Genomic DNA, 26,442 nt, shown 5'->3' with positions numbered 1-26,442 from the left:
ACCATGATGAAGCGACTCCAGGAGTACATTTACGGTTTTATTCCCCCCGAAGCTTTTTCCGACGAAATCACCTTACGCCGGTATAAACTGCTGGCATACACCTGTTTTATTACCGGAGTCTTTTCCTTTTATTACTCCCTGGATTCCATCCGGTTTTCGTTTATACCGGGCGTCATCGGCATGTTTGTGTTCGGCATTTTGTATTTCGTTTTGCTGTACCAACTGCGTACCCGGCCTTTTCAGTGGGTAGCCAACGGTTACAGCATCGTTGGGGCTATCACCGTGCACAGCATCATTCTTTTCAGTGGAGGAGCGTATTCACCGGCGCATCCATGGCTTATTTCTTCCCCCATGGTGATTCTATTGGTTGCCGGCCAGCGAAACGCGGTTATTTGTCTCATTTACAACTGCCTGTTTTCGCTCACCTTATGGTTACTGGCCGCCAACGGGAACGTTGTGGAAATGTATTATGATACATCCTGGGAGTTGAGTTTTAGTGCCAGTAGTTTGATTGGGCTGATCATCATTTGCTTCATCATCGTGCTGGTTTTCGAGAATGGCAAGAATACCGCATTAAACCAGCTTCAGGCGAAAAACCAGCAGATTGAAGCGGAAAAGAAACGATCCGACGAGTTGCTGCTGAATATCCTTCCGTCCGAAATTGCCGAGGAGATTATGCAAAATGGCAAATCGACTCCTCATTTTTTTGATTTGGTGACGGTTTTATTCATTGATATTCAGAATTTTACGGCGCATGGTGAAGATATGACGCCTGAAGCCCTGGTGAATCAGATCGACTTTTACTTTCGCTCGTTCGACAACATCATCAGTAAATACCGCATCGAGAAAATCAAAACCATTGGCGATGCGTACCTGTGTGCGGGCGGTTTGCCGGTACCGTACGCCGATAATGCCCGGGAAGTGGTGAAAGCCGCCCTGGAAATTCGCGCTTTCATGGAACAGACTCGGACCGAGCGGGCGGCAACCAATCTGCATTACTTTGATTTTCGGATCGGGATTCATTCCGGCTCCGTGGTGGCCGGGATTGTGGGGCTTAAAAAATTCGCCTACGACATTTGGGGAGATACCGTCAACACGGCTGCCCGCATGGAACAACACGGCGAAGTGGGGAAAGTAAATGTGTCGGGGACGACCTACGAACACATCAAAGATCATTTTCAATGCCGGCACCGGGGCAAAATTGATGCGAAAAACAAGGGAAAGATCGATATGTATTTTGTTGACTAGAAAAACACAACGCCCGGCCAATCTGGTCGGGCTTGTCGTAGTTGTAGTATAGCAAAGAGGTTGTCGTGCAACGCACGACTCATGTTAGTTTTGGGGATTTAGCCGGTCGATCAGCATTTTATTGAACATCCGCTCGGTGTTGTGAAGCTCCTGAAGCTGCTGGGGCGTAATTACGCGTAAAAATTTGGCGTTGTATTCCTTTTCCAAATCAACCAGCTTTTGTTTGAGTTCGACGGATTCGTTCAACTCGCTGATCGCTTCGTTGCCACCGGGCTTGCTCGATTTGCGCAATTGCCGGGAAATATCCCTCCGCCGGTCGCTGTATTCGTTGTAAACGGGCCAGAATTGCGGAGCCTGTTCAGTGGTTAAATTCAAGCGGTTGGTAATGAGCCCGATTTTAGCACTTTCTATTTTCTGACGATCCTGATTCTGCGCTGCTGCTGGCAGAGTCAGCAACAAACCAAAGAACAAAACCAGTAAGCGGGTGAACGATTTCATAGGAATGGTTAAAAATAAACGATCGATCATAATTAAATGGCTGCGGTTCCGTCTTCTTCAATCAATTGTTGGATGGATTCCGGCGAAACGTGCAATTCATGAATCAGCGTCGAATCATTGGGCATATCATGGGTTTTGATCAGGTCTGAATAATCTTCCAGATAGATGTCCTGATCCTGGAGGTATTCCAGTACAGATTCGGTGCTCACTTTGCTCAGCAACTCGGGTTCCAGCGACTCCTGTTTTTCCGGGTACGTAAACCAGATCAAAGCCGCCACAAAACCGGCCCCGGCCAGGGTAGACACGGAGCGTTGCCACGACCAACTGATCGTGAAACGGTGTGACCGGCGGGCGGTTTCGGTCTGTAGCCGGGTCGGGAGCGTATCGAAGTAGCCGTCCGGCGTCGTAAACGGCAGTTGCCGCAGCGGATGTTGCCGGTCTAATTCGTCAAGTCGTATTGGTTTTTTCGGTTCCATTGTCTTAAAGGCACAACGGTTTGACAAGCAAGCCTGTATCTGGTTTAATTCGTATTCAGATAATCTTCAATTTTTTTAACCGCCAGGTGATACGATGCTTTCAGGGCACCCACCGACGTTCCCGTAATTTCGGAAATTTCTTCATATTTCATATCATCGAAATACTTCATGTTGAAGACAAGGCGTTGTTTATCAGGTAATTTTAAGAGCGCCTTTTGCAGTTTCATCTGAATTTCTTCGCCCGAGGGGTCATTTCCGGAGGTCACATAGTCGGAATTGCTTTCCAGCTTTTCCATCAATTCGCCTTCCACATCGCCAATGGGCAGGAAAAACCGACGGCGTTTTTTATTCAGAAAATTCAAACATTCATTCGTAGCAATCCGGTAAATCCAGGTATACAACTGCGAATCGCCCCGGAAGTTTTCCAGTGAATTCCAGACTTTGATAAACGTCTCCTGCACCAGATCATCCGCATCATCGTGGTCGATGACCATCTTCCGGATATGCCAGTAAATTTTCTGCTGGTACTGGCGCACCATCAGATTAAAGGCATAATTCCGGCTTTGCGGATCGCGGTATTTTTGCAGGAGCTCCTCGTCAGTCATACGCTGGTTTAAAGTTTAAGATTTAAAGGTTTCAGGTTTAAAGTGTCTATCGGAATCGCTTTCCGGTTCATCTTTAACCTTAACCCTTTAAACTTTAAACGACTCTTCTTTCAATGGCTCGTTTGGCCGCTTCAACAATTTTCCCGGCGGTCAGGCCGTATTTCTGCATCAATTGATCGGGTGTTCCGCTTTCTCCAAAACTGTCGTGTACGCCAATCATTTCGAGCGGGACGGGATAGTTGCGGGCCAACGCCTGGGCTATGCTGTCGCCCAAACCGCCGTTCAACTGATGTTCTTCGGCCGATACCGCACACCGGGTTTTGCGAACGGAAGCGAGAACGGCCTCTTCATCAAACGGTTTGATGGTGTGAATATTGATAATATCGGCTTCGATCCCTTCTTCGGCCAGGATTTCACCGGCTTTGATGGCTTCCCAAACCAGGTGGCCCGTCGCAAAAATGGAGACATCCGGTCCTTCATTCAGCACAATGGCTTTCCCGATTTCAAATTTCTGGTCGGCGGGCGTGAAGATCGGCACCACCGGGCGGCCAAACCGCAGGTAAACCGGGCCTTCGTAATCGGCGATGGCGATGGTGGCGGCTTTGGTCTGGTTGAAGTCGCAGGGATTGATGACAGTCATGTTCGGCAGCATTTTCATCATGCCAAGGTCTTCCAGAATCTGGTGCGTGGCCCCGTCTTCACCCAGCGTTAAACCGGCGTGGGAAGCACAGATTTTGACGTTCTTGTTCGAATAACAAACCGATTGCCGGATCTGGTCGTAGACCCGACCGGTAGCAAAGTTGGCGAAGGTGGTGGCAAACGGAATTTTTCCGCCGATGGTCAGCCCGGCCGAGACGCCAATCATGTTGGCTTCCGAAATCCCGCACTGCACGTAGCGGTCCGGAAATTCCTTAATAAAACCTTCCAGTTTGAGTGATCCGGCCAAATCGGCGGTCAGGGCAACGACGTTGGGATTGGTGCGGCCCAGTTCAAGAATGCCCGCACCAAAACCGGAGCGGGTGTCTTTTTTTTCGGTATACGTGTATTTTTTCATGGTCTAAGCGATTGCAATTTAGTTAAAAAGTAATTCGCACTGGGGCAATGGGGGTGGCTGGCGGCATTTTCGATGGAGAAGCCATATTTGATCATCCGTCGAGCCAGCATGGGTTTGGTGCCAACACCGCGTTGAGTTTTGGTTTCAAACAAACGCTTCAGGGTAAAGAAGGGATTGGGTTCGGCTTCCGGACTTTCAAATTCAAATGTATTATCAGAAAATAATTTGCGAAGCGTAATCGAATCGCTCAAAAACCAAGACTCGATCTGTCGTACTGATACAAATATGTGTTGTTTTGACTGCTCGGTTATGCGTTGACGAGTCATTGTAATGCATCGATCTTGATCTAGATCGGTCAAAACACAAAGAACTTCAGCTCCATTCCTGAGCAACACATCTCGCACGTCATTTAAGCGATGGGGTAGCAAATTACCACTTCCTGCAACATCAAAAACCGGGTCAATGCAATGAAGGTTATTTTGATTTAGCCATTCTTGAAAACTAGTTGATTCAATAATTTCTTTTTCGGTTTTTCCCTCACAAATAAACCCTACTTTCACCATGGTAGCCCACCTCCAAAAGCATTTGTCAGCAGGGCTTCATCCATGCGCCAATTTTTAAAATCTTCTTTTGAAATCTGTTTAATCCGGGTTGCTCCTTTCTTTTTATCAACGATCACCATTTCTTCTGGACGGAGTCGGGCAATCATGGACTGCGAATGGGTATTCAGCCAAATATGATGCCCACGCTCTTCGCACATAATGCGAAAGAAATCAACTAATTCACCCGCAACTTGTGGGTGCAGGCCGTTTTCAGGCTCTTCGATGCAAAGAAACTGAGGTTTATCGTCGCTTTGGTAAACTGCCGTAAGCATTGCCAGAATATTATAGGTACCGTCAGATATCAGTTCTTTTATGAAGTAGTTTGGAGCAAATTCCTCAAACCAATGAAGTTCATCGCGTTCGTCTATTTCAACAGCTTTGAATTCTGGTATGAACAATTCTAACCACTCGAAGATTTCGTTTTTTAATATATTATCTGAAAGCACTCTTTTCAACACCTTTTCGAGATTATCGGCTGAAAGCGATAAGCGCTGATTGTCATTCAAATTCAACTTTTCTAGCCTTTTATTTCTGACAAATAGCCGTGTAAAAGTGTTGAAAAATTGCTTATACTCTAGATAGTCAGCTGTTGGCTTATGTTGCCTATGGTCATTATTAGTAGGATAATGTGCTGCATAGCTAAAACCAATTCGCGATTCTAGTTCATTGAACGTGCAATTAAAGCCAAAATCGGCAGATCGATTTTGGCGTCTCAAAAGATTTTGAGGGCCTCCAAATAAACTAAGAACCGAATCAAGCTTATCTCGAAGATTCACAAACTCCAAAGCCTCGAAAATATTCGATTTCCCCGACCCGTTGGGGCCGACGAATACCGTGAACGGATTGGGCTCGATGAGCTCAATCCGTTCGATGGATTTGAAATTTTCGATGACCAGGCGTTTGATCTTCATCTTAATAATCTCCCATTCCGGCCGTGATTGGCAACTGGTTTAGGGCGGTCGCTAGTTGTTCGTCATTCGGAGCAACGCCGTGCCATTTGTGGCTTCCCATCATGAAATCGACGCCAAAGCCCATTTCCGTATGCATCAGAATCAGGGTCGGCACTTCCGCATCGGTTTTCGAGTCGTGCAGCGTCTTAACGATGTCATTCATGTCATTGCCCTGCATTTCGGTGACGTTCCAGCCGAAAGCGCGGTATTTGGCACCCAGATCCCGGTTGTTCATGACCAGATTCGTCGGCCCGTCGATCTGCTGCCCGTTGAAGTCGATGATGGCCGTCAGGTTACCAAGTTTGTGGTGGGGCGCAAACGTAGCGGCTTCCCAAACTTGTCCTTCCTGCTGCTCACCGTCGCCCATCAGCACGTAAACGTGTTTGTCGTCGCCGTTCAGCCGTTTGGCAAAAGCTGCCCCGCAGGCTACCGACAAACCCTGACCCAGTGAACCGGAAGCAATCCGGATACCGGGCAGGTGCTCTGCCGTGGCCGGGTGCCCCTGCAAGCGGCTGTCGAGTTTCCGGAACGTCGCCAGCTCGGCAATCGGGAAGTAGCCCGAACGCGCCAGAACGCTGTAAAAAACCGGGGAAATGTGGCCATTCGATAGGAAGAAAACATCTTCGTCGGTGGCATTCATGTCAAAAATAGCCGCACCCTGTTCGTCGCGTTTCAGTCGCATGACGTCGAAATACAGGGCGACTAATAGATCGGTGCAGCCCAGCGAACCACCCGGGTGACCGGAATTGACGGCGTGTACCATCCGGACGATATCGCGCCGGACCTGCGTAGCAACGTGTTGTAATTGTTGGATTTCCATATTCAGACAAAAGAGTTGAGACAAGAGAATAAAGACAATGGAAGTCTTTACTCTCTTGTCTATAATTTCACTTCTATTTTAAGATTTGTTCGGTGTGATTCTCGTTATCGACTTTGGTAATGATGTCTGCAATAACGCCATTTTCATCGATTACGAAGGTGGTTCGGACGATGCCCATGAATTTGCGGCCATACATCGATTTTTCGTGCCAGACGTCATAGGCCGTCACCAGTTTTTGATCGGTATCGGCCAGGAGCGCAAACGGCAGGTTGTGTTTTTTAATAAATTTCTGGTGCGACTTTTCATCATCGACGCTCACGCCAAGCACTTCATACCCCGCTTTCAACAGATACTGGTAGTTGTCGCGGAGGTTGCAGGCTTCGGCCGTACAACCGGGCGTGTCATCTTTTGGATAAAAATACAGAACGACTTTCTTGCCCCGGAAATCCGACAGACGGACGGGGTTGCCATTCTGATCGCGGGTTTCGAAGTCGGGAGCCGCGTCGCCGATTTGGAGAGCCATAGTTTTTAGGTTTACAGTCTTCGGGCTGGCAAGTAACGGCAAAAAATGCACATTGTCTGCGAAAGCCTAATTTTCCTTATCCGACACAGCCGCTGAATCCACCGCCACTGGCCGGGGAGCGGGTGGAAGCTGGGCCGTTACGGTCGTCAAATTACCCGCCCGATCTTTCACTTCCAGCACCAGCGTGCCTTCAAATGGTTTGGTCGGGTCGAGTTTATCAGACCAGATCAACGCTCGTTTATAGTCGTATTGCATCAGAATCCACTCGCCGTTGACCAGTGCCCGGATGGTATCCAGCCCTGATAAATCGTCCTTAACGGTGGCGACAATGGCCGTGTAATCTTTCCTTAAAATCTTCACCACCGGCGGTTTTAAGTCCGTCAACAACTGGAACGTACCAAACTGGCGGGCCTTGAAAATAAACCGGTTCTCTTTCCAGAAACCGCCAACATATGACTTTCGGTTTCCGCTTACGAGATACACCTGGGTTTTTCCGGAATTTTCCAGCGGTTCTGTGGGTAAAAAATTGACCTCAAAAAAATCATTCAGCGGTATGGTTCCCTGATTGATCGATACCCGGTTTCCGCCATGCGAAACCGCCAGATGGAGGGTGTCGTACAAACTCTCGGATGGAAAGGTAACGGTAATCGATGAATCTTTGTAGGCAGCGGATTGTCCCGGAAGAATCCGCTTCTTAAAATTCAGGGGCAGGACGGTTCTGCCAATCTGAACCGAATCAGGCAGATGTTTCTGTAAATCAACAACGTAGTACGCTTCATTGGCACGAATATACTGTACCGGTGCATCCAGTGTGGCACCACTCAGGTACACCTGAGCCGTAGGGGCGGTTGCCGTTGGCAAATTCCGCGCCCGGATGATCAGGGTGTTTTCCTCCACCGAACTGAACAGCGCGGTGGGTAATTTACTCGGGGTTAATTTTGCGATGGGCGAATTCTCTGCCTCAGGATTAACCGTAAACCGCAACGTGGTCGTGTGTTGAGAGCAATCGTATAACGTAATGGTCACCTCGTGGGATTGACCGTCGAACAGCGGAAGTTTACCGCGTGTCTGATTATACCGGTACAAATCCAGCGTGTTGCCATCTGCGATGTAACACCGGTGAAAACGCTGGCCCGTCAACTGCTCGACGCCGTAGTTCATGTGCAGGTTGATCAGCCGGGTTTCCTCGTTCGGGAAGTTGTTCATGTTGTAGGCGAACACTTCCCGGTTATCCAACTGAATTTCGATGCAGGTCAATCCGTTTTTGAAAGGTGAGCCCGAGGTGCGGTCGTGCGCCAGCACTTCCAGGCCCAGCAAACCCGAAGCCGAAATCGGTTGCGTCAGCACCCAATCGCCATTGGGTCGGCGAATAGGAGTGAGGGGCAGTCGACCCGCCTGCCCATTCACGCGGGACGAAGGGGTTAAAGGCTGGAGGGCAATCTGTTCGAAAAAAGGCGGCAGTTCGTCTTCAATTTCCTGAAAACCAAATAACAAGGGATTGAGCAGGTTGTTTTTGTCGTCGCGGATTTCGAAGTGCAGGTGTGGCCCCCCCGATCCACCGGTATTGCCCGACAGGGCAATGATTTCGCCTTTTTTAACCGGAAACTGGTTGGGTTCCGGGCGTAGATCGATCTCAAACGACTGCTTTTTGTATTGCCCGGCCCGTAGAAATTGAGCCAGTGTATCGTTCAGGGTTTTCAAGTGACCGTAAACTGTGGTCAGGCCGTTGGGATGTTTGATGAAGATGACGTTGCCGTATCCACCGGTAAAAACCGCAATCCGTGAAACGTAACCGTCGGCGGCTGCGTAGACCTCCAGCCCTTCGCGCTGAGCCGTCCGGATGTCGATACCGGCGTGAAAGTGATTCGGACGAAGATCGCCCAAACCGCCCGACAGCGAATTGGCTTCGCCCGGCATGATGGGAAACAGAAAATAACCGGGTTGGACGGCCTTTAAAATGTGTTTGTCGCGAATTTGCCCCCAACCGGCTGCGTAAACAAACAGGAAAATGCCGGAAAGGAACCACTGCACCAGCTTACATCTCACTATTTCTACCATAATCCCTCAGCCTTGGCGATTCACTATTTTACATCAAATTCTAACATTTTCCGGTCTTCGATATACGCCGTCAGTTTGTCGCCAATGTGGACGGGTCCAACGCCTTTCGGAGTTCCGGTGAAAAGAATATCGCCCTGAAGTAACATGAAATAGGTTGAAACGAAAGAAATCAGGTAATCGATCTGAAACAACATCATCGACGTATTGCCCGCCTGACGGGTTTCGCCGTTGACGTCGAGTCGAAAATTCAGGTTGTGCAAATCCGGGAAATCCGTTTTGGGAATAAACGTCGACATGGGAGCCGAACCGTTAAAGCCTTTGGCCAGATCCCAGGGCAGCCCTTTGGCTTTCAGTTTCGACTGCAAATCGCGGGCCGTGAAGTCGACACCGATGCCGATTTCATCGTAATACCGATGCGCAAATTTTTGCTCGATGTTTTTTCCCGTCCGGCTGATTCGAACCAGAATTTCAACTTCGTAGTGGACATCGGTAGAAAAATCGGGGTAGAAAAACGGATCACCGGGGCGCAGAATTGCCGTCTCCGGTTTGGTGAAAATCACCGGATCTTCGGGTTGTTCGTTGTTAAGCTCCTTAATGTGTTCGGCGTAATTCCGCCCGACGGCAATGATTTTCATGCGCTTTAAACTTTTTCTGCTGGCACAAATCTAAACAGGAAAGACGGCTCAACCGCAAGCTTCTCAAAAAAAATGAACAAAGTGGGGCCCTGAACAGTCTCTAATAGGTAGTTTTGACGTCTCAATATAAACACTATCATATTCTAACCATGAAAAGAGCGATTATGGCCATGCTACTGCTTGGCCTTGTCATTGCCTGTCAGAAAGTCCCGCTTACGGGCCGGAATCAACTGGTACTAATTCCGAATGCGCAGATGTTACCGCTGAGTTTTACCAACTATAAAGAAGTACTGGACACCAGTAAAGTGGTTCGTTCCGGCGGACAGGAAGATATGATCAAACGGGTGGGTAACCGGATTCAAAAAGCCGTTGAATCGTATATGGCTGCCAATAACCTTAGCGACCGTCTTCAAGGCTTTCAGTGGGAGTTCAATCTGATTGAAAGTCCCCAGGTGAACGCCTGGTGTATGCCGGGCGGAAAAGTAGCTTTCTACACCGGTATTCTGAAGTACACCCAAAATGAAGCCGGTGTTGCTGCCGTTATGGGCCATGAAGTATCACACGCCATTGCCGAACACGGGAATGAGCGCATGAGTGAAGGCTTGCTGGCAAATGGTCTGATGCAGGGCGGGCAGTTGGTGCTGGGGTCGCTATCACAGAACCAGCGGAGCCAAACCAATGCGCTGTTGTTGCAAGCCGTTGGAGCTGGTCTTCCGATTGCGTATCAGGTAGGCCGTGCGCTGCCCCACAGCCGGGCACAGGAATCCGAAGCCGACAAACTGGGGCTGATTTTTATGGCAATGGCGGGCTACAATCCGCAGGAAGCCGTCAGTTTCTGGGGCCGGATGGCCAAAGCCGGGTCGGGTCAAAAACCGCCTGAATTCTTGTCTACCCACCCGTCTGATGAGCGCCGGATTCGTGACCTGGAAAAACAAATGCCCGACGCGATGAAGTATTACAAAAGATAAAGAGTAAGTTCTTTCGCGGAGTTTAGCGGAGAAAAAAAGGAGTTAAGCGAAGAACAAATTTCTCTGCTTAACTCCTTTTTTTCTCCGCTAAACTCCGCGAAAGAACGCTTTTTACTTTTTACTCACCCATATCTTCCAGCACCTGCTTCACCCGTGCCGCTGCATCTTTTAACTGAACGGCTGAGAACACTTTCAGGCCGGATTCGTCGATGATTCGCGCGCCCTCTTCCGCATTTGTACCTTGCAGACGAACGATGATCGGCACTTTAATGTCGCCGATGGCTTTGTAGGCTTCCACAACACCCGTCGCCACCCGGTCGCAACGAACGATACCACCGAAAATATTGATCAGAATTGCTTTGACGTTCGGGTCTTTCAGGATGATCCGGAAACCGGCTTCCACCGTCTTGGCATTGGCTCCTCCCCCCACATCGAGGAAGTTGGCCGGTTCGCCACCCGACAGTTTGATGATATCCATTGTGGCCATCGCCAGACCGGCTCCATTGACCATACAGCCCACGTTACCGTCCAGTTTGACATAGTTCAGGTCATTGGCCGTTGCCTCGACCTCCAGGGGATCTTCTTCCGTAATGTCGCGGAGGTGGATCAGATCGGGGTGGCGATACAGCGCATTGTCGTCCAGATTGACTTTCGCATCGACGGCCAGAATTTTGTTGTCCGACGTTTTCAAAACCGGGTTGATTTCAAACATGGACGAATCCGTTTCCGTATACGCTTTGTAGAGCGACCCGATGAATTTCACCATTTCCTTGAAGGCTTCACCCTGCAAACCCAGCGCGAAAGCAATGTTCCGGATCTGGAAAGGTTGCAAACCGATGGCCGGATCAACCCATTCCTTGAAGATTTTTTCGGGCGTGTGTTCCGCAACTTCCTCAATGTCCATCCCGCCTTCGGTGCTGGCCATGATGACGTTGCAGGCCTTTGCCCGGTCCAGCAGAATACCGATGTAATATTCTTTCGGTTCAGAAGCGCCCGGGTAGTAAACATCCTGTGCAACCAGCACTTTGTTTACTTTTTTTCCTTCAGGGCCGGTCTGGTGCGTAATCAGGACGTTACCGATCAGATTTTTGGAAATATCCCGAACATCGTCGACGGATTTGGCCAACTGAACCCCACGTTGCTCCGAACCCCGGATTTTGCCTTTCCCGCGACCGCCGGCATGAATCTGGGATTTGATTACAACAAACTTGGAACCGGTTTGCGCCATAATCAGCTTGGCGGCTTCAACGGCTTTTTCGGGTGATTCGGCTACGATTCCTTCCTGAACACGGACACCGTAGTTTTTTAATATCTCTTTACCCTGGTACTCGTGAATGTTCATATTGAGCGAAACAAGGAATGGTGAAAAAAAAGCTATTTTCGCGGTAAACTTAACAAATTAATCTGTTATAGTTCTGAGTTTCGGGTCGTGAGTTTCAATTTACATGTGATATGAACTTCGTTGCGCTACACCAGAAACGGTAAATCTGACATCAATCATTCTCTTATGGACCCGCTTCTGAAAGCTGTTAACCTGACTCGTTCCCACGGCGATTTGCCCGTTTTGAAAGGCATTAATTTAAATATTCAGGCCGGCGAGATTGTCTCGATTGTCGGCGCTTCCGGAGCCGGGAAAAGTACGCTTCTCCACATTCTGGGGACGCTCGACCGGCCTGATTCCGGTCAGGTTACGCTAGCCGAAAAGAATGTGTTTAGCCTGAATGAAAAAGAAATGGCCCGGTTTCGGAACGAACGGATCGGGTTTGTGTTCCAGTTTCACAACCTCCTGGCCGAATTTACGGCTCTGGAAAATGTTTGTTTACCCGGTTATATTGCTGGGCATGAGGACAAAAAGGTGCGGGAGCGAGCCGAAGAATTATTAAATATTTTGGGAGTAAGTGACCGCAGGCACCATTTGCCGTCTCAATTATCAGGAGGGGAGCAACAACGGACGGCAGTGGCCCGGGCGCTGATCAACACCCCGGCCATTATTTTTGCCGACGAACCCAGTGGAAACCTCGATTCGCACAATGCCGAGGAACTGCACAAGCTCTTTTTTCGGCTGCGGGATGAGTTGGGACAGACATTCGTGATTGTAACGCACAACGATTTGCTGGCCAATATGGCCGACCGAAGGCTTACAATTCGCGACGGCTCCATAGTGGATGAATAAAAATGAGTATTAGTACTTATTTTGAAGGCTAGTTATCGGTTTTTGCAGGTAGTTTAATGGGTTGATAGTGAGGGTGTAACGAGGGATAAATTGATCATGTAAAATTTTTTTAACCTTTTTGGATTTTATATTATAACTAATAGTATATATTTGCATCGAAAAGAAAAGTTTTTCATAACGTTGAGTAAATCAGAAAGCCATGAGGGAAATCCCGCATGGCTTTTTTGTTTCCGGTAAGTGATTTTACTCACCACCACAGAATTGCATTTTTCTGGCCATTTCGGTGCCCGGCCACGGGAGTCACCGCTTGAATTCTTTTAATCGCTGTAAAATGGCGAAGGTCAATTCGTATTCGCTGGATTGCAGGACGAACATGTCGTCGAAGCGGCAAAAATCCTTAAATTTGGTGAGCTCATCCCCCGACAGATCGGTAGCCCGGCCAGCCACCAGATCGAAACGGTACGATGCCAGTTTGTGCCGACGGTCTTCCTGCATCAACACCAGTGCTTTGCGATCGGATTTGGCGCGTTTGCTGAAGGCTTCGTAGAGGAGCGTAATTACGGAGCCGGAGGCCACCCGGTCCAGCACCTGTTCTCCCGATACCCCACGTTTGGCTTCCGGTTCCGCAAGCAGGATTTCGAGTTCCCGCTTGAGTTCGGCTTCCTGCTTGCCCCGTACGGTCACTTCCGCCAGTTCGATGACGTTATCGGCCAGTTGTCGCTTGATTCGCATCACAGGTTGTTGCGTGGTTCCGTCCCACAGAAAAGCCATCCGTCCGTGGGTAGGGCTGGTAATAATCACCGAATCTCCCGGTTTTACCTGGAGGTAATAATTGCCAATCTGATTGGTGCGTCCGACGGCCAGCGAACGTTTGTTGATGACGCTGGCGTTGGTCACGCCCCGACCGGTTTCCTGGTCCAGTACTTTGCCAATAATGTACTTCGGCGTTTGGGCCAGCGATGCAACTGATATAAAAAGGAAGAAGAATAAAAGTCTCATAATCGACGGCAAGTTCGATATTATCAAAAAGGTAGGCAAAGTAAGAGGGTTATTTAAGAAAAATTAACAGGCGGCTGCGTACAATTTCTTCACAAAGACAATAATTTGTATTTTAGTTGTGTGATACATGTTTTACTTATATTATTACACGCGGAGCCGCTGACGACTCAAGGTTATGAAAAACGACTACTTAAAAGGGCGTGGAGCCCAGTTCAATGCCCCAAACCGCTTTCAGGCCTTGCGGATAGAACCCGACGAGGAACAAAATGTTCCCGACGACGATTTCCCGGAACCGACCGTTCGAACGCAGTTTTTTGAAGAAACTCCCAAACAGATTATTAGCCGCCCCAATAGCCCGGACATCGGCTTTATCGCATCAGTGAATCCGTATATGGGTTGTGAACACGGCTGTATTTACTGCTATGCCCGGAACTCGCACGAGTTTTGGGGCTTTTCGGCGGGGCTTGATTTCGAGAGCAAGATCATGGTCAAAAAAAATGCACCGGTTTTGCTGGAGAAGGAGTTCCTCTCGAAAAATTACGAACCGGAAATCATTCACCTCTCTGGAAATACCGATTGCTACCAGCCCGCCGAGCGCCGGTTTCAATTGACCCGCCGGATTCTGGAACTGTGCCTGATGTACCGAAATCCGGTTAGCATCATTACGAAAAATGCGCTCATCTTGCGGGATATAGACCTGTTGCAGCAGTTGGCAGCTCAAAATCTTGTGATGGTTCTGATCACCATCACAACCCTGGATGATAAACTACGTCAGGCGATGGAACCCCGGACGGTGACGGCCAAACGGCGGTTGCAGGTTGTGGCTGAACTCACGAAAGCCGGTATTCCGGTGGGCGTAATGACGGCGCCGATTATTCCCGGGCTGACGGATCAGGAAATTCCAAAGCTGATCGAAGCGGCTGCCCGACACGGGGCATCGTGTGCGGGATACACCATTGTGCGTCTGAATGGCGCCATTGGGCCGTTGTTTGAAGATTGGATTCGCAAAAATTACCCGGATCGGGCTGACAAAGTGCTGAACCAGATCCGCGAGTGTCACGGCGGACAGTTGAACGATTCGCGGTTTGGGACGCGGATGTCGGGCGAGGGCAAGTTTGCTGAACAGATCCGGCAGTTCCACGAGATTGCCCTCCAGAAATACATGCCCAACCAGGCTTTCCCAAAACTGGATACAACCCGTTTCCTGCGGAAGAGACAGCTTAATCTGTTCAGTTAAAGCGATTTTGCGCCAACTTTCCGTCAGTTTTTGCAAAATAAAAAACCGTCTGCCGGAAGCTTACGTTAGTATGGCAAAACTTTTTAATTAATCAACGTTATGAGTTACATTCAAGCTGGAACCGGTCGCAATGGCGAGCCGGTCAATCTGTTCTATCAGGACTGGGGTACGGGAAATCCCGTCGTGTTGATTCACGGCTGGCCGTTGAGCCACGAGATGTGGGAGTATCAATTAACCGAATTGCCCAAACACGGGTTGCGCTGCATCGCCTACGACCGCCGGGGGTTTGGAAAGTCGTCGAAACCCTGGGATGGATATGATTATGACACGTTAGCTGCTGATTTGAAAGCGGTTCTGGACGAACTGGATTTGACGAATGTGACCCTGGTTGGCTTTTCAATGGGCGGGGGCGAAGTCGTCCGGTATCTGAGCCGGTATGGCTCGGATCGGGTTTCAAAAATTGTGCTGGTAAGTGCGGTAACGCCCTACATGCTGAAAACGGAAGACAATCCGGATGGTGTCGATCAGTCGGTGTTTGACGAAATGCTGGAGAAAATGCAGGCTGATCGGGCCGACTTTTTAGCCTCGTTTGGCAAACAGTTTTACGGCGTCAACATGCTGAACCACCCCGTGAGTGATTCGCATCTGAAGTGGGACCAAACCCTGGCCTTGCTGGGGTCACCCCGGGCGACGATTGAATGCGCAAAGGCGTTTTCGAGTACGGATTTCCGATCAGATCTGGCAGCCGTTACGGTTCCAACGCTCATTATTCACGGTGATGCGGATCAAACCGTACCCTTCGAATCTTCCGGTCAGAAAACGCACGAACTGATTCCACAATCGCAATTGCTGGTGTATGAAGGAGAACCACACGGTTTGTATTTTACGCAAAAAGACGAATTGAATGAAGACCTCCTTTCGTTCATTACGTCAACTACCACAGTGACAGAAACAACGTATTAGTGAAGAGTTAAGAGTTATGAGTGAAGAGTTGACTGACGCGTTTCACTCTTCACTCATAACTCTTAATTGATCTGGTATTCAGCTATTTTTCGGTACAACGTGGTCAGGCCGATGTTGAGAAGCCGGGCGGCTTCGGTTTTGTTACCACTCGTATGGTGGAGAACATGCCGGATGTGGTTTTCTTCGACCTGAGCCAGATCAAAAACCGGTCCGGTGGGCGTAAATTTCCCGGCGTAGAGCAAATCGTAGGGCAGCAGTTCCGGAGTTAATTCCGGTCCATCAGCGAGGATGACCGCCCGCTCGATCACATTTTTTAGCTCCCGAATATTTCCTTTCCAATCATGCTGCCCCAGTTTTTGCTGAAAATCCGGCCGGAGCAGCACATCACGCTTTCCAATTTTTAGGGCACTCTGCCGGGCGAATTGCTTTGCCAAAGCCGGAATGTCGTCGCGTCGGTCGCGAAGCGAAGGCAACTCGATCCGGAATACCGACAGCCGGTAGTACAGATCCAGTCGAAATTGTCCGGCGGTAGCTTCGCGCTCCAGATCACGGTTGGTGGCGGCTATAACGCGCACATCCACTTTTGTCGGTTTGGTATCGCCAACCCGGATAAACTCGTGCATTTCCAGCACCCGGAGTAGTTTGGCCTGCAGGTCGAGGGCCATTTCGCCGATTTCGTCCAGAAAAATAGTCCCCTTGTTGGCCTCCTCGAACAATCCTTTTTTGTCACGGACGGCCCCGGTAAACGCTCCGGCGCGGTGGCCAAAGAGTTCACTTTCCAGAATTTCTTTTCCCAGTGCACTGCAATTGACCGCTACGAACGCACCCGACCGCCGGGGACTGGCCTGATGAATCGCCTGTGCAAACACTTCTTTTCCCGTTCCGGTTTCGCCGGTCAGCAACACGGTCGTATCGGTCACTGCCACTTTTCGGGCCAGGTCAATAGCTTGTTTGATGGGTTTCGATTCGCCGATAATGCTTTCGAAACCGTACCGTTTGCTGACTTTTTCTTCCAGTTGACGAATCCGAAACTGCAACTGGGCTTTTTCGATGGCCCGGCTGACGAGCGGAATGATTCGATCGTTGTCATCCCCTTTCGTAATGTAATCGAACGCACCGTTTTTAATGGCGGTAACACCGTCGGCAATGGTACCGAATGCGGTCAGGACAATGATTTCGGTGGCGGGATACTGTTGCCTGATCTGGGCTGTGAGGTCGATGCCGTTTTTGTCGGGCAATTTTACATCACTGATCACCAGGTGAATGTCTTCCTGTTCCAGCACCCGAAGACCGTTGCGGGCGTTGTTAGCTTCCAGAACATGATACCCTTCAAGGCTGAGGAGTCGGGCCAGGAGTTGGCGAAGCCGGTCTTCGTCGTCGATAATGAGAATAGTGCCTTGCATGGGCGCAAAGATAGCAAAACAAGGCAGTTGGACGTTGTTAGACCGCCCGAACGGTGCGGACATATTCCGACGGGGTCTGGCCGGTAATGCCCTTGAACTGCCGATTGAAGTTGGAGAGTGTGCGATAGCCGCTTTCGTAGCTGACCTGCGTGACACTCAACTTGCCTTCCATCAGAAGTTTACAGGAATGGCCGATCCGGATTTCGGATACAAATTCAGAAAACGTCTTGTTGGCTCGGGCTTTAAAATAACGACAAAAAGCGGGGGGGGTCATCCCCGCCAGATCGGCCACGGAATCCAGACTGATGTCGTCGTGAAAATGCCCCAGCACGTAATTATGCACCTGTTGCATCCGGTCGGTCTCCGACGGTTTCACCGTGTTGGTATACCCCAGGCTGGTAATAAACCGGTAGTCGACGGCGTGGGAGAGTTCGTCGAGCAAGCTGAGCAAGGTCATGACGCGGTTGAAATTAACCGGTTGGCTGGCTAGCTGCTGCAAGGTCTCCTGCACCATTTTCTGGCTCGGTCCGGTCCATTCCAGGCCCCGGCGGGCGTGTTCGAGCAACTGCTGGATCAGGCTCATTTCCGGTTTGTCGAAGAAGTGGTCACCCAGAAAATCCTCCGGGAAATAGACGACAATGCCCCGGGTTATCAGACCGGAATCGCGCTGAAAAAACGCGTGATCGCTCCGCCAGAGATGCGGTAAATTCGGACCGAGAAAAACCAGATCACCCTCCGAAAACGGTTTGATTGAGTCGCCTATAAACCGGGTGCCGGTTCCTTCCACTACCAGAAACAACTGGTAGTGCGGGTGAAAATGCCAGTTGGGGTCGAAGTGTGGTTCAACAAGCTCTTTCACGATGAATGAAGAAGCAACCGGTTCCAGGTCTTTTCGTAGGGCAATTCGCATAAGTTTGCTCTCTTTTGCTGTCTTTCACAAATTTATCAAACTTTTTTAGTTAAAATACAATCGGTATTTGACAAGAAAAGCCGAGAAGAATCGTAAAATGTTCCTTACTTTTGTAGTAATTGATTGAGAATAAATAGGAATAAGCCGGAATCAACGGGTTTGTTCATCCCGAATTTTTGCAATCAGCAACCCAAATTATTTATTAATTTCATCACTTCACGGCTGCAACTCGTTAAAGTTTGGTTGCAGACCGGTTCTAAATCCAAAGAGAGACGGGTCGGAAAATCCGTTCTACCGGTATGAAAATCAATATTGCCATCGTCGGACTGGGCTTCGGAGCCGAGTTCATCCCCATTTACCAGCGTCACCCGCATACGAACATGTATGCCATTTGCCAGCGCAATACGGAAAAACTCAATGAAATTGGTGATGCGTTCGGCATCGAAAAACGCTACAGTAACATCGACGACCTGCTGGCCGATCCCAACGTCGATGCCGTTCACATCAATTCGCCGATTCACAACCACGCTGAACAGACCCTGAAAGCCCTGCGCGCCGGGAAACACGTGGCCTGCACGGTTCCGATGGCAACTTCAGTGGAAGAATGCATGGAAATTGTAAAAACCTGCAACGAAACCGGCAAAAAATACATGATGATGGAAACCGTGGTGTATAGCCGTGAGTTTCTGTTTGTCAAGGAATTATATGAAAAAGGAGAGCTGGGGAAAATCCAGTTTCTGAAAGCCAGCCACCAGCAGGACATGGACGGCTGGCCCGGCTACTGGCCCGGTTTGCCACCCATGCACTACGCTACCCATTGCGTTGGCCCGGTGGCCGGTTTGCTGCAACTGGAGGCCGAATATGTGTCGTGCTTCGGTTCAGGAACGATCCGGGAAGAACTGATTCCGCATTACAACTCCCCGTTTGCGGTTGAATCGGCCCACATTAAGTTCAAAGACAGCGACTTATCGGCTTATGTCTACCGGTCGCTGTTCGATACCGCCCGTCAATACCGCGAAAGTTTTGAAGTCTACGGCTCGCTGAAGTCCTTTGAATGGCCACTGATCGAAGGCGAAGACCCGGTTATTCATACGGCCAAAAAGCCCGAACCCGAAATTCCGGAACGGGTAAAAGTGCCGGATTTTGCGCACTATCTGCCCGCTGAAATTCAGTCGTTCACGACCCAGGGGGTTTACAACGAGGAAGATAACGCCCACTTGTCCTTCATTCAGGGTAGTGGTCACGGCGGTTCACACCCGCACATGGTGCACGAATTTGTGTCGGCCATTGTCGAAGACCGCGACCCGTTCCCCAATGCCGTGCAATCGGCCAACTGGACGAGCGTCGGCATTCTGGCACACGACTCGGCGATGGAAGGCGGCAAGCTGAAGAATCTGCCGGATTATGGGAGTTTATAAAACCACGCGTTAAAACAACCCACTATGAAAAACTTTAATGTATTCCTGACCCTGGGTCTGGTGATTCTGCTAACCGATTGCGCCCGTCGGCAACCGGCCAGCAGTCCACGCGACATGGGCGGACGCCCCGGCGTTTCGACCACGAATCCTGACCAGCCCCGCCGGACGGAAATTCTGTTTCTGGGCGATAACGGCCACCACCGCCCGTCGGAACGCGTGCCGGAACTGATGGCTGCGTTGGGGGATAAAGGCATTAACCTGACCTACACCGATCGGCTGGAAGACATCAATGCCGAAAACCTGGCAAAATACGACGGTTTGCTGATTTACGCCAACTGGGACAGCATTCCGCAGCCCCAGGAAAAGGCGCTGATCGATTTCGTGGCCGGTGGCAAAGGCCTGATTCCGGTTCACTGCGCTTCGTACTGTTTCCGGAATTCGCCGGAATACGTCAAAATGGTGGGGGGGCAATTCTGGCGACACCAGATGGATACCATTCAAACCTTAACCGTTCAGCCCGGCCACCCGGCCATTATGGGCCTGAAACCGTTTAAAGCCTACGACGAAACGTACCTGCACGAAAAACTCCAGGCCGACAACAACGTGCTGGCGGTGCGTGACATCAAGGCCGATCAGGAAAAAGATAAACCGGGTCAGAAAACCGAACCGTATACCTGGACGCGCAATTATGGCAAAGGCCGGGTTTTTTACACGGCCTACGGCCACGACCAACGGACGTGGAATGTCCCCGGTTTTCAGGATTTGATCGAACAGGGCATTCTCTGGGCGGTGGGCGACAAGGTGAAAAAGTTGCACGACGATCTGAAACCGCAAACCTTCCAGTATGTTGAGGCTAATTTGCCAAACTACGAAAAACGCTCGGGACCGCAAATGCGTCAGTTGCCGTTATCGCCCGAAGAGTCGATGAAACACATTCAGGTGCCGGTCGATTTTACGTTGGAACAGTTTGCCCACGAACCCGATGTGATGCACCCGATTGCGATGGCGTGGGATGAGCGCGGACGGCTTTTTGTGTTGATTACCAAGGATTATCCGAACGAACGGAAAGACACGGGAGGAACCGACTACATCCTCATTTGTGAAGATACCAACAAAGACGGCAAGGCGGATAAGTTTACCAAGTTCGCCGATGGCCTGAGTATTCCGACCGGTTTGGCGTTTGTCAACGGTGGAATCATGGTGTCACAGGCACCGCACATGCTGTTTTTGAAAGATACCAACGGCGATGACAAGGCCGACGAGAAAAGGATTGTGTTTACCGGTTTCGGAACGGGTGATACCCACGCCGGGCCTTCCAACCTGCACGTCGGTTTCGACAACTGGGTCTGGGGTTGCATCGGTTATTCCGGTTTTGTGGGAAAAGTGGGCGCCGATAGTCTCAAATTTTCACAAGGATTTTTTCGCTTCAAACCCGATGGCTCAAAGCTTGAATTCGTGACGAGCACCTCCAACAACACCTGGGGAATGGCGTTCAACGAAACCGGCGACGTATTCGGCTCAACGGCCAACAACTCCCACGGCTGGTATATGGCCATTCCGCACCGGTATTTTCCCGGCGGTCTGGGTAGTGGCAGTCGGGGTACCGATACGCACAAGGACATGAAACCGATTACGGAAAAAGTGCGGCAGGTCGATGTGTTTGGAGGCTTTACGGCGGCAGCCGGGCATAATTTCTACACGGCCCGGGCCTTTCCGAAAAGTTACTGGAATAAAGTGGCTTTCGTATCGGAGCCAACCGGTCACATTCTGCACCAGAACATCATGGTGAAAAAAGGGACCGATTTTGACGACAGCGAAGGGCTGGGTTTCAACCTGCTGGCCGGTGCCGATGAGTGGGTCGCCCCGGTTTTTGCCGAGGTAGGTCCCGACGGAGCGGTTTGGGTCGTCGATTGGTACAGCTACATTATTCAACACAACCCCACGCCGAAAGGGGCACAGAATGGACCGGGAAATGCGTACCAGACGGATTTACGCGATTTTACCCACGGTCGGATTTACCGGGTTGCCTACAAAAAAGCCCCGGCCTATACGCCTTTGTCGCTGAGCAAGGATCGTCCGGCGGAATTGGTAGCGGCTTTAAAAAACAACAACATGTTCTGGCGTCAGACAGCACAGCGGTTGCTGGTAGAGCGTGGGCAGAAAGATGTCGTGCCGCAACTGCTGGATCTGGTGAAAGACCAGACGCTGGATGAAATCGGGATTAACCCGTCGGCCATCCACGCCCTGTGGACGTTGCAGGGGTTGGGGGCGCTGGACGGTTCGGATGCCAACGCATTGCAAACCGCCACGGCAGCTTTGAAACACGCCTGTGCCGGGGTTCGTAAAACCGCCGTTCAGGTATTGCCCCGGAACGAAGCATCAGCCAGTGCGTTGCTGCAAGCCAATGCACTGAATGACAAAGAACCACTGGTGGTTTTGAATACATTGCTGGCCTTGTCGGAAATGCCGTTGACGCCTGCGGTAGAAACCGCCGTTCTGACGCGCCTGAACGACGCCAAAGAAGTGAACGACCGCTGGTTGCCGGATGCTTTTGCCTGTGCGTTGACGAGCCACGACGGGAAGCTGATGCAGACGTTTCTGAAACAAATGGTGCAGAACAGCAAGACGGGTTCGAAAGCACCGGAATCGATGATGAGCGGCCACCACGACCACGCGGCCATGACGGCTCAAGCCACCGCGCAGCCTGCTCCGACAATGGCTTCTTCGAGTGATAAACCGGATCTGGTGATCACAAAAGTGCGCACTGAACCGGCTTCTCCGTATGTTCGTGAATCGACCCGCATTTTTGTCGAAGTAACCAACCGGGGCGGTGTCGCCATTCCGGAAGGAACCCCGATTCCGCTGGCGATTCGGATTGAAGGGCAGGGCCGGAAAATGGAGTATGTTAGCCAGAAGCACACGACGGGAATCAAACCCGGCGAAACCGTGGTCATTCAGGAAGGAAACAACGGTCCCTGGAATACCAACTTTACGGTTTCGTTTGAGACGGCCGGAGACTATTCGGTGGTGGCTACCGTGGATGGGAACAACGTTCTGGCCGAAGGAAATGAAAATAACAATGGATTTACGCATAAACTGACCTATCGTCCTCCGCAAAGCATGAGTGCGTTTGTGTTGGAACGGGCGATTCGGAATTATACCTCGGCAGCACCGGCGGACGCGGTTGTTGGGTTGCTCCGGCTGTCACAACAGCTTGACGCTACGGGTAGCACTGCCATTGTGAAAGGAATTTCCGATGGCTGGGGATTCCGGCGGAAGGCAACACTGAATGAGGCTGACAAATCGTTTGTCGCCAGCCTGGTCTCTACGATTCCCAGTGAGAACCGGGAGCGGATGAATCGGGTGTTGCAGGCCTGGGGTGTATCGGCCGAACCTGCGGCCGATCCGAATGTCGAAACCGTTCGCATCAAGCCGATCAAGGAAGCGTTGCAGTTTGACAAAAAAGAATTTACGGTAACGGCCGGCAAACAGGTCGAAATCATTTTCGAGAACACCGACGCCATGCAGCATAACATTGTGGTCGGTAAACCAAAGTCGTTGGAGATCATTGGCGCGGCTGCCGATAAGCTGATTACGGCGAAAGATGGTGCAGAACGGAATTATGTACCGTCTATCCCGCAGGTGGTGGCATCGTCGCCCCTGGTCAATCCTGAGCAAACTTACCGGTTGAAGTTCACGGCTCCGGCCCAACCCGGCGATTATCCATTCGTGTGTACTTTCCCCGGCCACTGGCGGATCATGAACGGAATCATGCGGGTAAAAACCGCTCCGGCTGAGAAAGCGGCTAAATAAAGGGAGTTAAGAGTTAAAAATTAAGAGTTAAAAGTTGGCTGACGCATTGTTCTTGCGTCAGCCAACTTTTAACTCTTAATTTTTAACTCTTAACTCTTTCTGGCTGCGGATGGGCTGAACGGTTGGTTGTGGAATCCGGATGCTGAAGGTGCTTCCCTGACCGGGGGCGCTGCTGACGCTTAATTTCCAGCGGTGGGCTTTTACGATCTTCTGTACGTAGCTTAGTCCAAGTCCGAACCCTTTGACACTGTGGGTGTTGGTACCCGGTGCACGGTAATACGCGTTGAAAATGTGGGGCTGGTGTTCGGGCGCAATCCCAATGCCGTTGTCCTGAACAAAAAGAACGAACTGGCCATTCTCATTGCGGGTGATCAACTGAATGAACGGATTGGCAGGGGTATATTTAACCGCGTTATCGACTAAATTCCCCAGTACATTGGTCAGGTGCAAACGGTCAGCCTGAACGATCGGGTAGTGTGCTTCCAGCTCCAGATGCAGGTAATCACCATGCCGTTCCGCCAGGTGGAACAACAGTTCGTGCATGTCGATGGGAACCTGATTCAGTTTGAAGGCACCCTTATTGTCGGAACGGGCTACCGTCAAAACCGTCTCGACCTGCTGCTGGAGCCGCAGGGTTTCTTCCTGCACCATCCGTACGTATTTCAGCATTCGCTCGGGCTGTTCAATGATTTTGGGAGACGACAACACGTCGGCGGCAATTTTGATTGACGTAATGGGCGTCTGAAGCTCGTGTGTCATGTTGTTGATGAATTCCCGCTGGTCATCCGTCTGGTTTTTCTGCGTGAGCATGCGGTAAAACAGGTACATGAAGAAGCAGGTGAGCAGCAACACGATCAGAGAGGCCAGAATCCAGTTGTCCAGTTGCTGGGTCAGGTATTGAACCTGATTGGGGAAACGGACGACAAAATAATAGGGCGATGACGCAGAGGGCTTATTCTTGCCGGCGGATAGGGCCGGTTGATCGGGTTGCCGGGAGGAGTTTTCATAGATAATCTGTCCGGCATTGTTATCATAGACACCATACTCGAACGTGGTCAGGATCTGGTGAATTTCCAGTTCAGCCCCCAGAAAAAAGTCCAGTTTTTGGGGATCGATCGGCGCATCCAGATTAACCAGATAATATGACGGAGATAAAGTAACGACCTGAACCCCAACGGGCACGCCGGTTTCAGGGCGGGCTACACGCCGGGCCACTTCGCTCAAAGCTTTGGTAACGGTTTGCAGAAACTGCCGTTCGCGCAATTCATACGCCTTCCTGACCCAATAAACCTGCGTCGACACAATGCCAACAATCGACAGGATGGAGAGTGCAATCAGAATACGGGTAGTCAGTCGTGACATGTGTTATGTCAAGTTAGGTGGCTTGATAGACTATACTCCGTTTAGACGAACGAATCTTTTGAAAGTCAGCTATTCAAGGATTTTTTTACGAAAAACTTACACGTGTTAAGAGTCTGGTCTGGCGTTTGAGCAGGTGATGCTCTGTTAATGGAGGTTAACGTAGTAGGATAGAGAGAAACAATAATAGGTATTTATCAGACGTTAGATATAAGGTACTTATTATGCTAATTAATTGAACAATAAGCAATAATTCAAATTTATAACAAGAAAAAGTTCTAATTAACGTATGTTTAAACGTGATTCCATGGCGATACTCATTCAATATTTTTTTGTAAGTATCAGATTGAAAGAGGTTTAGAGAAAAAACAAAAAAAGCGTAGAGCAACCGCTCTACGCAAAAAAAAGTTTACAAGAATAGGGGAAGGATCCTTATTTTCAGGATTCGGATGGGCTGGTTTCGGGTGCCGGTTTTGGGGCAGGTGCTTTTCGGGTTGCTGGTGTCGTACGGGTTGCCGTCGGTTTGGTAGCCGGTGCCGGTTTGGGCTTGGCGGGTGCTTTGGGAGTGGCTGCAGCTTTGGGTGCCGGCGTTTCTTTTTCGGGTGCAGAAACCTTCTCGTGACCGTTGTCAGTCGCCTTTACGGTGTTTTTTTTGAGCTTTTTAGCGACTTTTTTGCCTTTCTGATCGGCTTTTTTCTTCGCCTTTGCCAGTTGCTTTTTCTTCTTTTCTTCTTCTTTCTTAAAGAGCTTGCTGACCCGGTCGGCTAATTTTTCGGCGGCTTTTTCGATGGCTTTCTTTACTTTTTTCGACTGTTCGCCCACCTCAGTCAATTTGGTTTCAATCGAACTTGCAATTTCAGTTGCCAGCGATTTTTTTTTGGTCTTCATATGGGAATGTTGTTAAGGTATACTGCGGTAAATAAAAAAATCTACAAACAACAACGAAAGAAACAGGAAAAACAAAATCAGTGTGTTAAGTTTTTGTTAAGTTTTGTTAGAAAATCCCAGCAAACGATGCCCGCACTGACGGCGATGTTGAGCGAGTGTTTGGTGCCATATTGGGGGATTTCCAGCACCAGGTCGGCTTGCTCAATAATACTCGAATTGACACCGGCAACCTCATTACCAAACACAAATGCAAACTTTTTGTTAGCCAGCGGCTCGAAATCCTGCAAACCGACGCTGCCCTCGGCCTGCTCGATGGCTGCGATGATCCAGCCTTCCTGTTTCAACCCGTCGATTAACCCAACTACATCCTGAACATGCTCCCAATCGACCGATTCGGTGGCGCCGAGGGCCGTCTTGGTGATGTCGCGGTGGGGTGGTGTACCGGTGATGCCGCAAAGGTAGATTTTCTCTGCCCGGAAGGCATCGGCCGTGCGGAACACCGACCCGACGTTGTTGAGGCTCCGGACACTATCTAAAATTAAAACGTACGGGTATTTGTCGGCGGTTTTAAAGTCTTCGACGGTTAGGCGATTGAGTTCGTCGAGACTGACTTTTCTGGGCATCTGAGTGAGTTTAAAATCGAGGTTGTTACCAGGCAGTTGACGACCAAAAGGCTGGTGATAGAGGATGAAGAAATCGGGTGTTCATGGCATGGGTGGATGAGGGACCGAAATTTATGTTCTTTTCCGGAAAGGACAAACAAATGAGTCTTTATCGAGAACAAGCCGGATGAGAAGACCGCCCTCTCCCTAAAATTTCGTATTTTTGTTTAAATTAAGCAT

The 26,442-nt window shown here is 50.1% G+C and carries 24 protein-coding genes; 7 read left to right on the top strand and 17 right to left on the bottom strand.

The window, feature by feature from the left end:
* Positions 1-3 precede the first annotated feature (3 nt).
* Positions 4-1,248, top strand: coding sequence for an adenylate/guanylate cyclase domain-containing protein (locus tag F0P93_RS06830; RefSeq protein WP_150875582.1), 1,245 nt, complete (start codon positions 4-6; stop codon positions 1,246-1,248).
* Positions 1,249-1,332: 84 nt separating this feature from the next.
* Here the strand turns inward: F0P93_RS06830 and F0P93_RS06825 are convergent, their stop codons facing one another.
* The 10 genes from F0P93_RS06825 to F0P93_RS06780 all read right to left on the bottom strand — a co-directional run bounded on the left by F0P93_RS06825 (position 1,333) and on the right by F0P93_RS06780 (position 9,469).
* The gene (locus tag F0P93_RS06825; RefSeq protein ID WP_150875581.1) at positions 1,333-1,746 is read right to left on the bottom strand and encodes a hypothetical protein; all 414 of its coding nucleotides are present in this window, start codon (positions 1,744-1,746) and stop codon (positions 1,333-1,335) included.
* A gap of 32 nt (positions 1,747-1,778) precedes the next feature.
* Positions 1,779-2,222: a hypothetical protein gene (locus F0P93_RS06820; RefSeq protein WP_150875580.1), complete on the bottom strand. Its 444-nt coding sequence runs from the start codon at positions 2,220-2,222 to the stop codon at positions 1,779-1,781.
* Positions 2,223-2,266: 44 nt separating this feature from the next.
* Entirely contained in the window at positions 2,267-2,827 is a 561-nt protein-coding gene (locus F0P93_RS06815) for an RNA polymerase sigma factor (RefSeq protein WP_114405802.1), read from the bottom strand.
* A 94-nt stretch (positions 2,828-2,921) separates the two neighbouring features.
* The gene (locus tag F0P93_RS06810; RefSeq protein ID WP_150875579.1) at positions 2,922-3,881 is read right to left on the bottom strand and encodes a transketolase family protein; all 960 of its coding nucleotides are present in this window, start codon (positions 3,879-3,881) and stop codon (positions 2,922-2,924) included.
* Complete coding sequence (locus tag F0P93_RS06805; RefSeq protein ID WP_150875578.1) at positions 3,878-4,444, bottom strand: DUF4276 family protein; 567 nt, start codon at positions 4,442-4,444, stop codon at positions 3,878-3,880. The genes F0P93_RS06810 and F0P93_RS06805 overlap by 4 nt, the downstream gene beginning before the upstream one ends.
* On the bottom strand, positions 4,438-5,394 hold the full coding sequence (locus F0P93_RS06800) for an AAA family ATPase (RefSeq protein WP_150875577.1): 957 nt from the start codon (positions 5,392-5,394) through the stop codon (positions 4,438-4,440). The genes F0P93_RS06805 and F0P93_RS06800 overlap by 7 nt, the downstream gene beginning before the upstream one ends.
* A 1-nt stretch (position 5,395) precedes the next feature.
* Positions 5,396-6,253, bottom strand: coding sequence for a transketolase (locus F0P93_RS06795; protein WP_150875576.1), 858 nt, complete (start codon positions 6,251-6,253; stop codon positions 5,396-5,398).
* A gap of 73 nt (positions 6,254-6,326) precedes the next feature.
* On the bottom strand, positions 6,327-6,776 hold the full coding sequence (bcp, locus tag F0P93_RS06790; RefSeq protein WP_150875575.1) for a thioredoxin-dependent thiol peroxidase: 450 nt from the start codon (positions 6,774-6,776) through the stop codon (positions 6,327-6,329).
* Between the two features lie 66 nt (positions 6,777-6,842).
* On the bottom strand, positions 6,843-8,807 hold the full coding sequence (locus F0P93_RS06785) for a M23 family metallopeptidase (RefSeq protein ID WP_225309388.1): 1,965 nt from the start codon (positions 8,805-8,807) through the stop codon (positions 6,843-6,845).
* Between the two features lie 50 nt (positions 8,808-8,857).
* The gene (locus tag F0P93_RS06780) at positions 8,858-9,469 is read right to left on the bottom strand and encodes a fumarylacetoacetate hydrolase family protein (protein WP_138990876.1); all 612 of its coding nucleotides are present in this window, start codon (positions 9,467-9,469) and stop codon (positions 8,858-8,860) included.
* A 149-nt stretch (positions 9,470-9,618) separates the two neighbouring features.
* Here F0P93_RS06780 and F0P93_RS06775 point away from each other — a divergent pair, with 149 nt between their 5' ends.
* Positions 9,619-10,437, top strand: coding sequence for a M48 family metallopeptidase (locus tag F0P93_RS06775; RefSeq protein WP_150875574.1), 819 nt, complete (start codon positions 9,619-9,621; stop codon positions 10,435-10,437).
* 118 nt (positions 10,438-10,555) lie between these two features.
* Here F0P93_RS06775 and sucC read toward each other — a convergent pair whose 3' ends face one another.
* Positions 10,556-11,779 (bottom strand): ADP-forming succinate--CoA ligase subunit beta, encoded by a 1,224-nt coding sequence (sucC, locus tag F0P93_RS06770; RefSeq protein WP_138990874.1) that lies wholly within the window; start codon positions 11,777-11,779, stop codon positions 10,556-10,558.
* A 165-nt stretch (positions 11,780-11,944) separates the two neighbouring features.
* Between sucC and F0P93_RS06765 the strand changes: the two genes are divergently transcribed.
* Positions 11,945-12,610: an ABC transporter ATP-binding protein gene (locus tag F0P93_RS06765; protein WP_150875573.1), complete on the top strand. Its 666-nt coding sequence runs from the start codon at positions 11,945-11,947 to the stop codon at positions 12,608-12,610.
* Between the two features lie 300 nt (positions 12,611-12,910).
* On the opposite strand, the gene F0P93_RS06760 is transcribed toward F0P93_RS06765, so the two are convergent.
* Positions 12,911-13,609, bottom strand: a complete 699-nt coding sequence (locus F0P93_RS06760; protein WP_150875572.1) for a hypothetical protein — start codon at positions 13,607-13,609, stop codon at positions 12,911-12,913.
* Positions 13,610-13,784: 175 nt separating this feature from the next.
* Here F0P93_RS06760 and F0P93_RS06755 point away from each other — a divergent pair, with 175 nt between their 5' ends.
* Together F0P93_RS06755 and F0P93_RS06750 are read left to right on the top strand one after the other, a co-directional pair.
* The gene (locus F0P93_RS06755; RefSeq protein WP_150875571.1) at positions 13,785-14,846 is read left to right on the top strand and encodes a PA0069 family radical SAM protein; all 1,062 of its coding nucleotides are present in this window, start codon (positions 13,785-13,787) and stop codon (positions 14,844-14,846) included.
* Positions 14,847-14,945: 99 nt separating this feature from the next.
* On the top strand, positions 14,946-15,809 hold the full coding sequence (locus F0P93_RS06750) for an alpha/beta fold hydrolase (protein WP_150875570.1): 864 nt from the start codon (positions 14,946-14,948) through the stop codon (positions 15,807-15,809).
* 62 nt (positions 15,810-15,871) lie between these two features.
* On the opposite strand, the gene F0P93_RS06745 is transcribed toward F0P93_RS06750, so the two are convergent.
* The gene (locus F0P93_RS06745; protein WP_150875569.1) at positions 15,872-17,212 is read right to left on the bottom strand and encodes a sigma-54-dependent transcriptional regulator; all 1,341 of its coding nucleotides are present in this window, start codon (positions 17,210-17,212) and stop codon (positions 15,872-15,874) included.
* 37 nt (positions 17,213-17,249) lie between these two features.
* Positions 17,250-18,122 (bottom strand): AraC family transcriptional regulator, encoded by an 873-nt coding sequence (locus F0P93_RS06740; RefSeq protein ID WP_150875568.1) that lies wholly within the window; start codon positions 18,120-18,122, stop codon positions 17,250-17,252.
* A 299-nt stretch (positions 18,123-18,421) separates the two neighbouring features.
* On the opposite strand from F0P93_RS06740, the gene F0P93_RS06735 reads away from it, so the two are divergent.
* On the top strand, positions 18,422-19,540 hold the full coding sequence (locus F0P93_RS06735) for a Gfo/Idh/MocA family protein (RefSeq protein WP_150875567.1): 1,119 nt from the start codon (positions 18,422-18,424) through the stop codon (positions 19,538-19,540).
* 24 nt (positions 19,541-19,564) lie between these two features.
* Positions 19,565-23,353 (top strand): PVC-type heme-binding CxxCH protein, encoded by a 3,789-nt coding sequence (locus tag F0P93_RS06730; protein ID WP_150875566.1) that lies wholly within the window; start codon positions 19,565-19,567, stop codon positions 23,351-23,353.
* A 75-nt stretch (positions 23,354-23,428) separates the two neighbouring features.
* Here F0P93_RS06730 and F0P93_RS06725 read toward each other — a convergent pair whose 3' ends face one another.
* The 3 genes from F0P93_RS06725 to F0P93_RS06715 all read right to left on the bottom strand — a co-directional run bounded on the left by F0P93_RS06725 (position 23,429) and on the right by F0P93_RS06715 (position 26,223).
* Positions 23,429-24,715 carry a sensor histidine kinase gene (locus F0P93_RS06725; RefSeq protein ID WP_150875565.1) on the bottom strand — a complete coding sequence of 429 codons (1,287 nt, stop codon included), beginning with the start codon at positions 24,713-24,715 and terminating at the stop codon, positions 23,429-23,431.
* Between the two features lie 435 nt (positions 24,716-25,150).
* Complete coding sequence (locus F0P93_RS06720) at positions 25,151-25,600, bottom strand: hypothetical protein (RefSeq protein WP_150875564.1); 450 nt, start codon at positions 25,598-25,600, stop codon at positions 25,151-25,153.
* A 77-nt stretch (positions 25,601-25,677) separates the two neighbouring features.
* Complete coding sequence (locus F0P93_RS06715; protein WP_150875563.1) at positions 25,678-26,223, bottom strand: RNA methyltransferase; 546 nt, start codon at positions 26,221-26,223, stop codon at positions 25,678-25,680.
* Positions 26,224-26,442: the final 219 nt, after the last annotated feature.

The sequence above is a fragment of the Larkinella humicola genome, from assembly GCF_008727875.1.
In the GTDB taxonomy this organism is placed as follows: Bacteria; Bacteroidota; Bacteroidia; order Cytophagales; family Spirosomataceae; genus Larkinella; species Larkinella humicola.
Note: the sequence above shows the minus strand (reverse complement) of the source record. Positions and strands in the feature narration are given on the sequence as shown.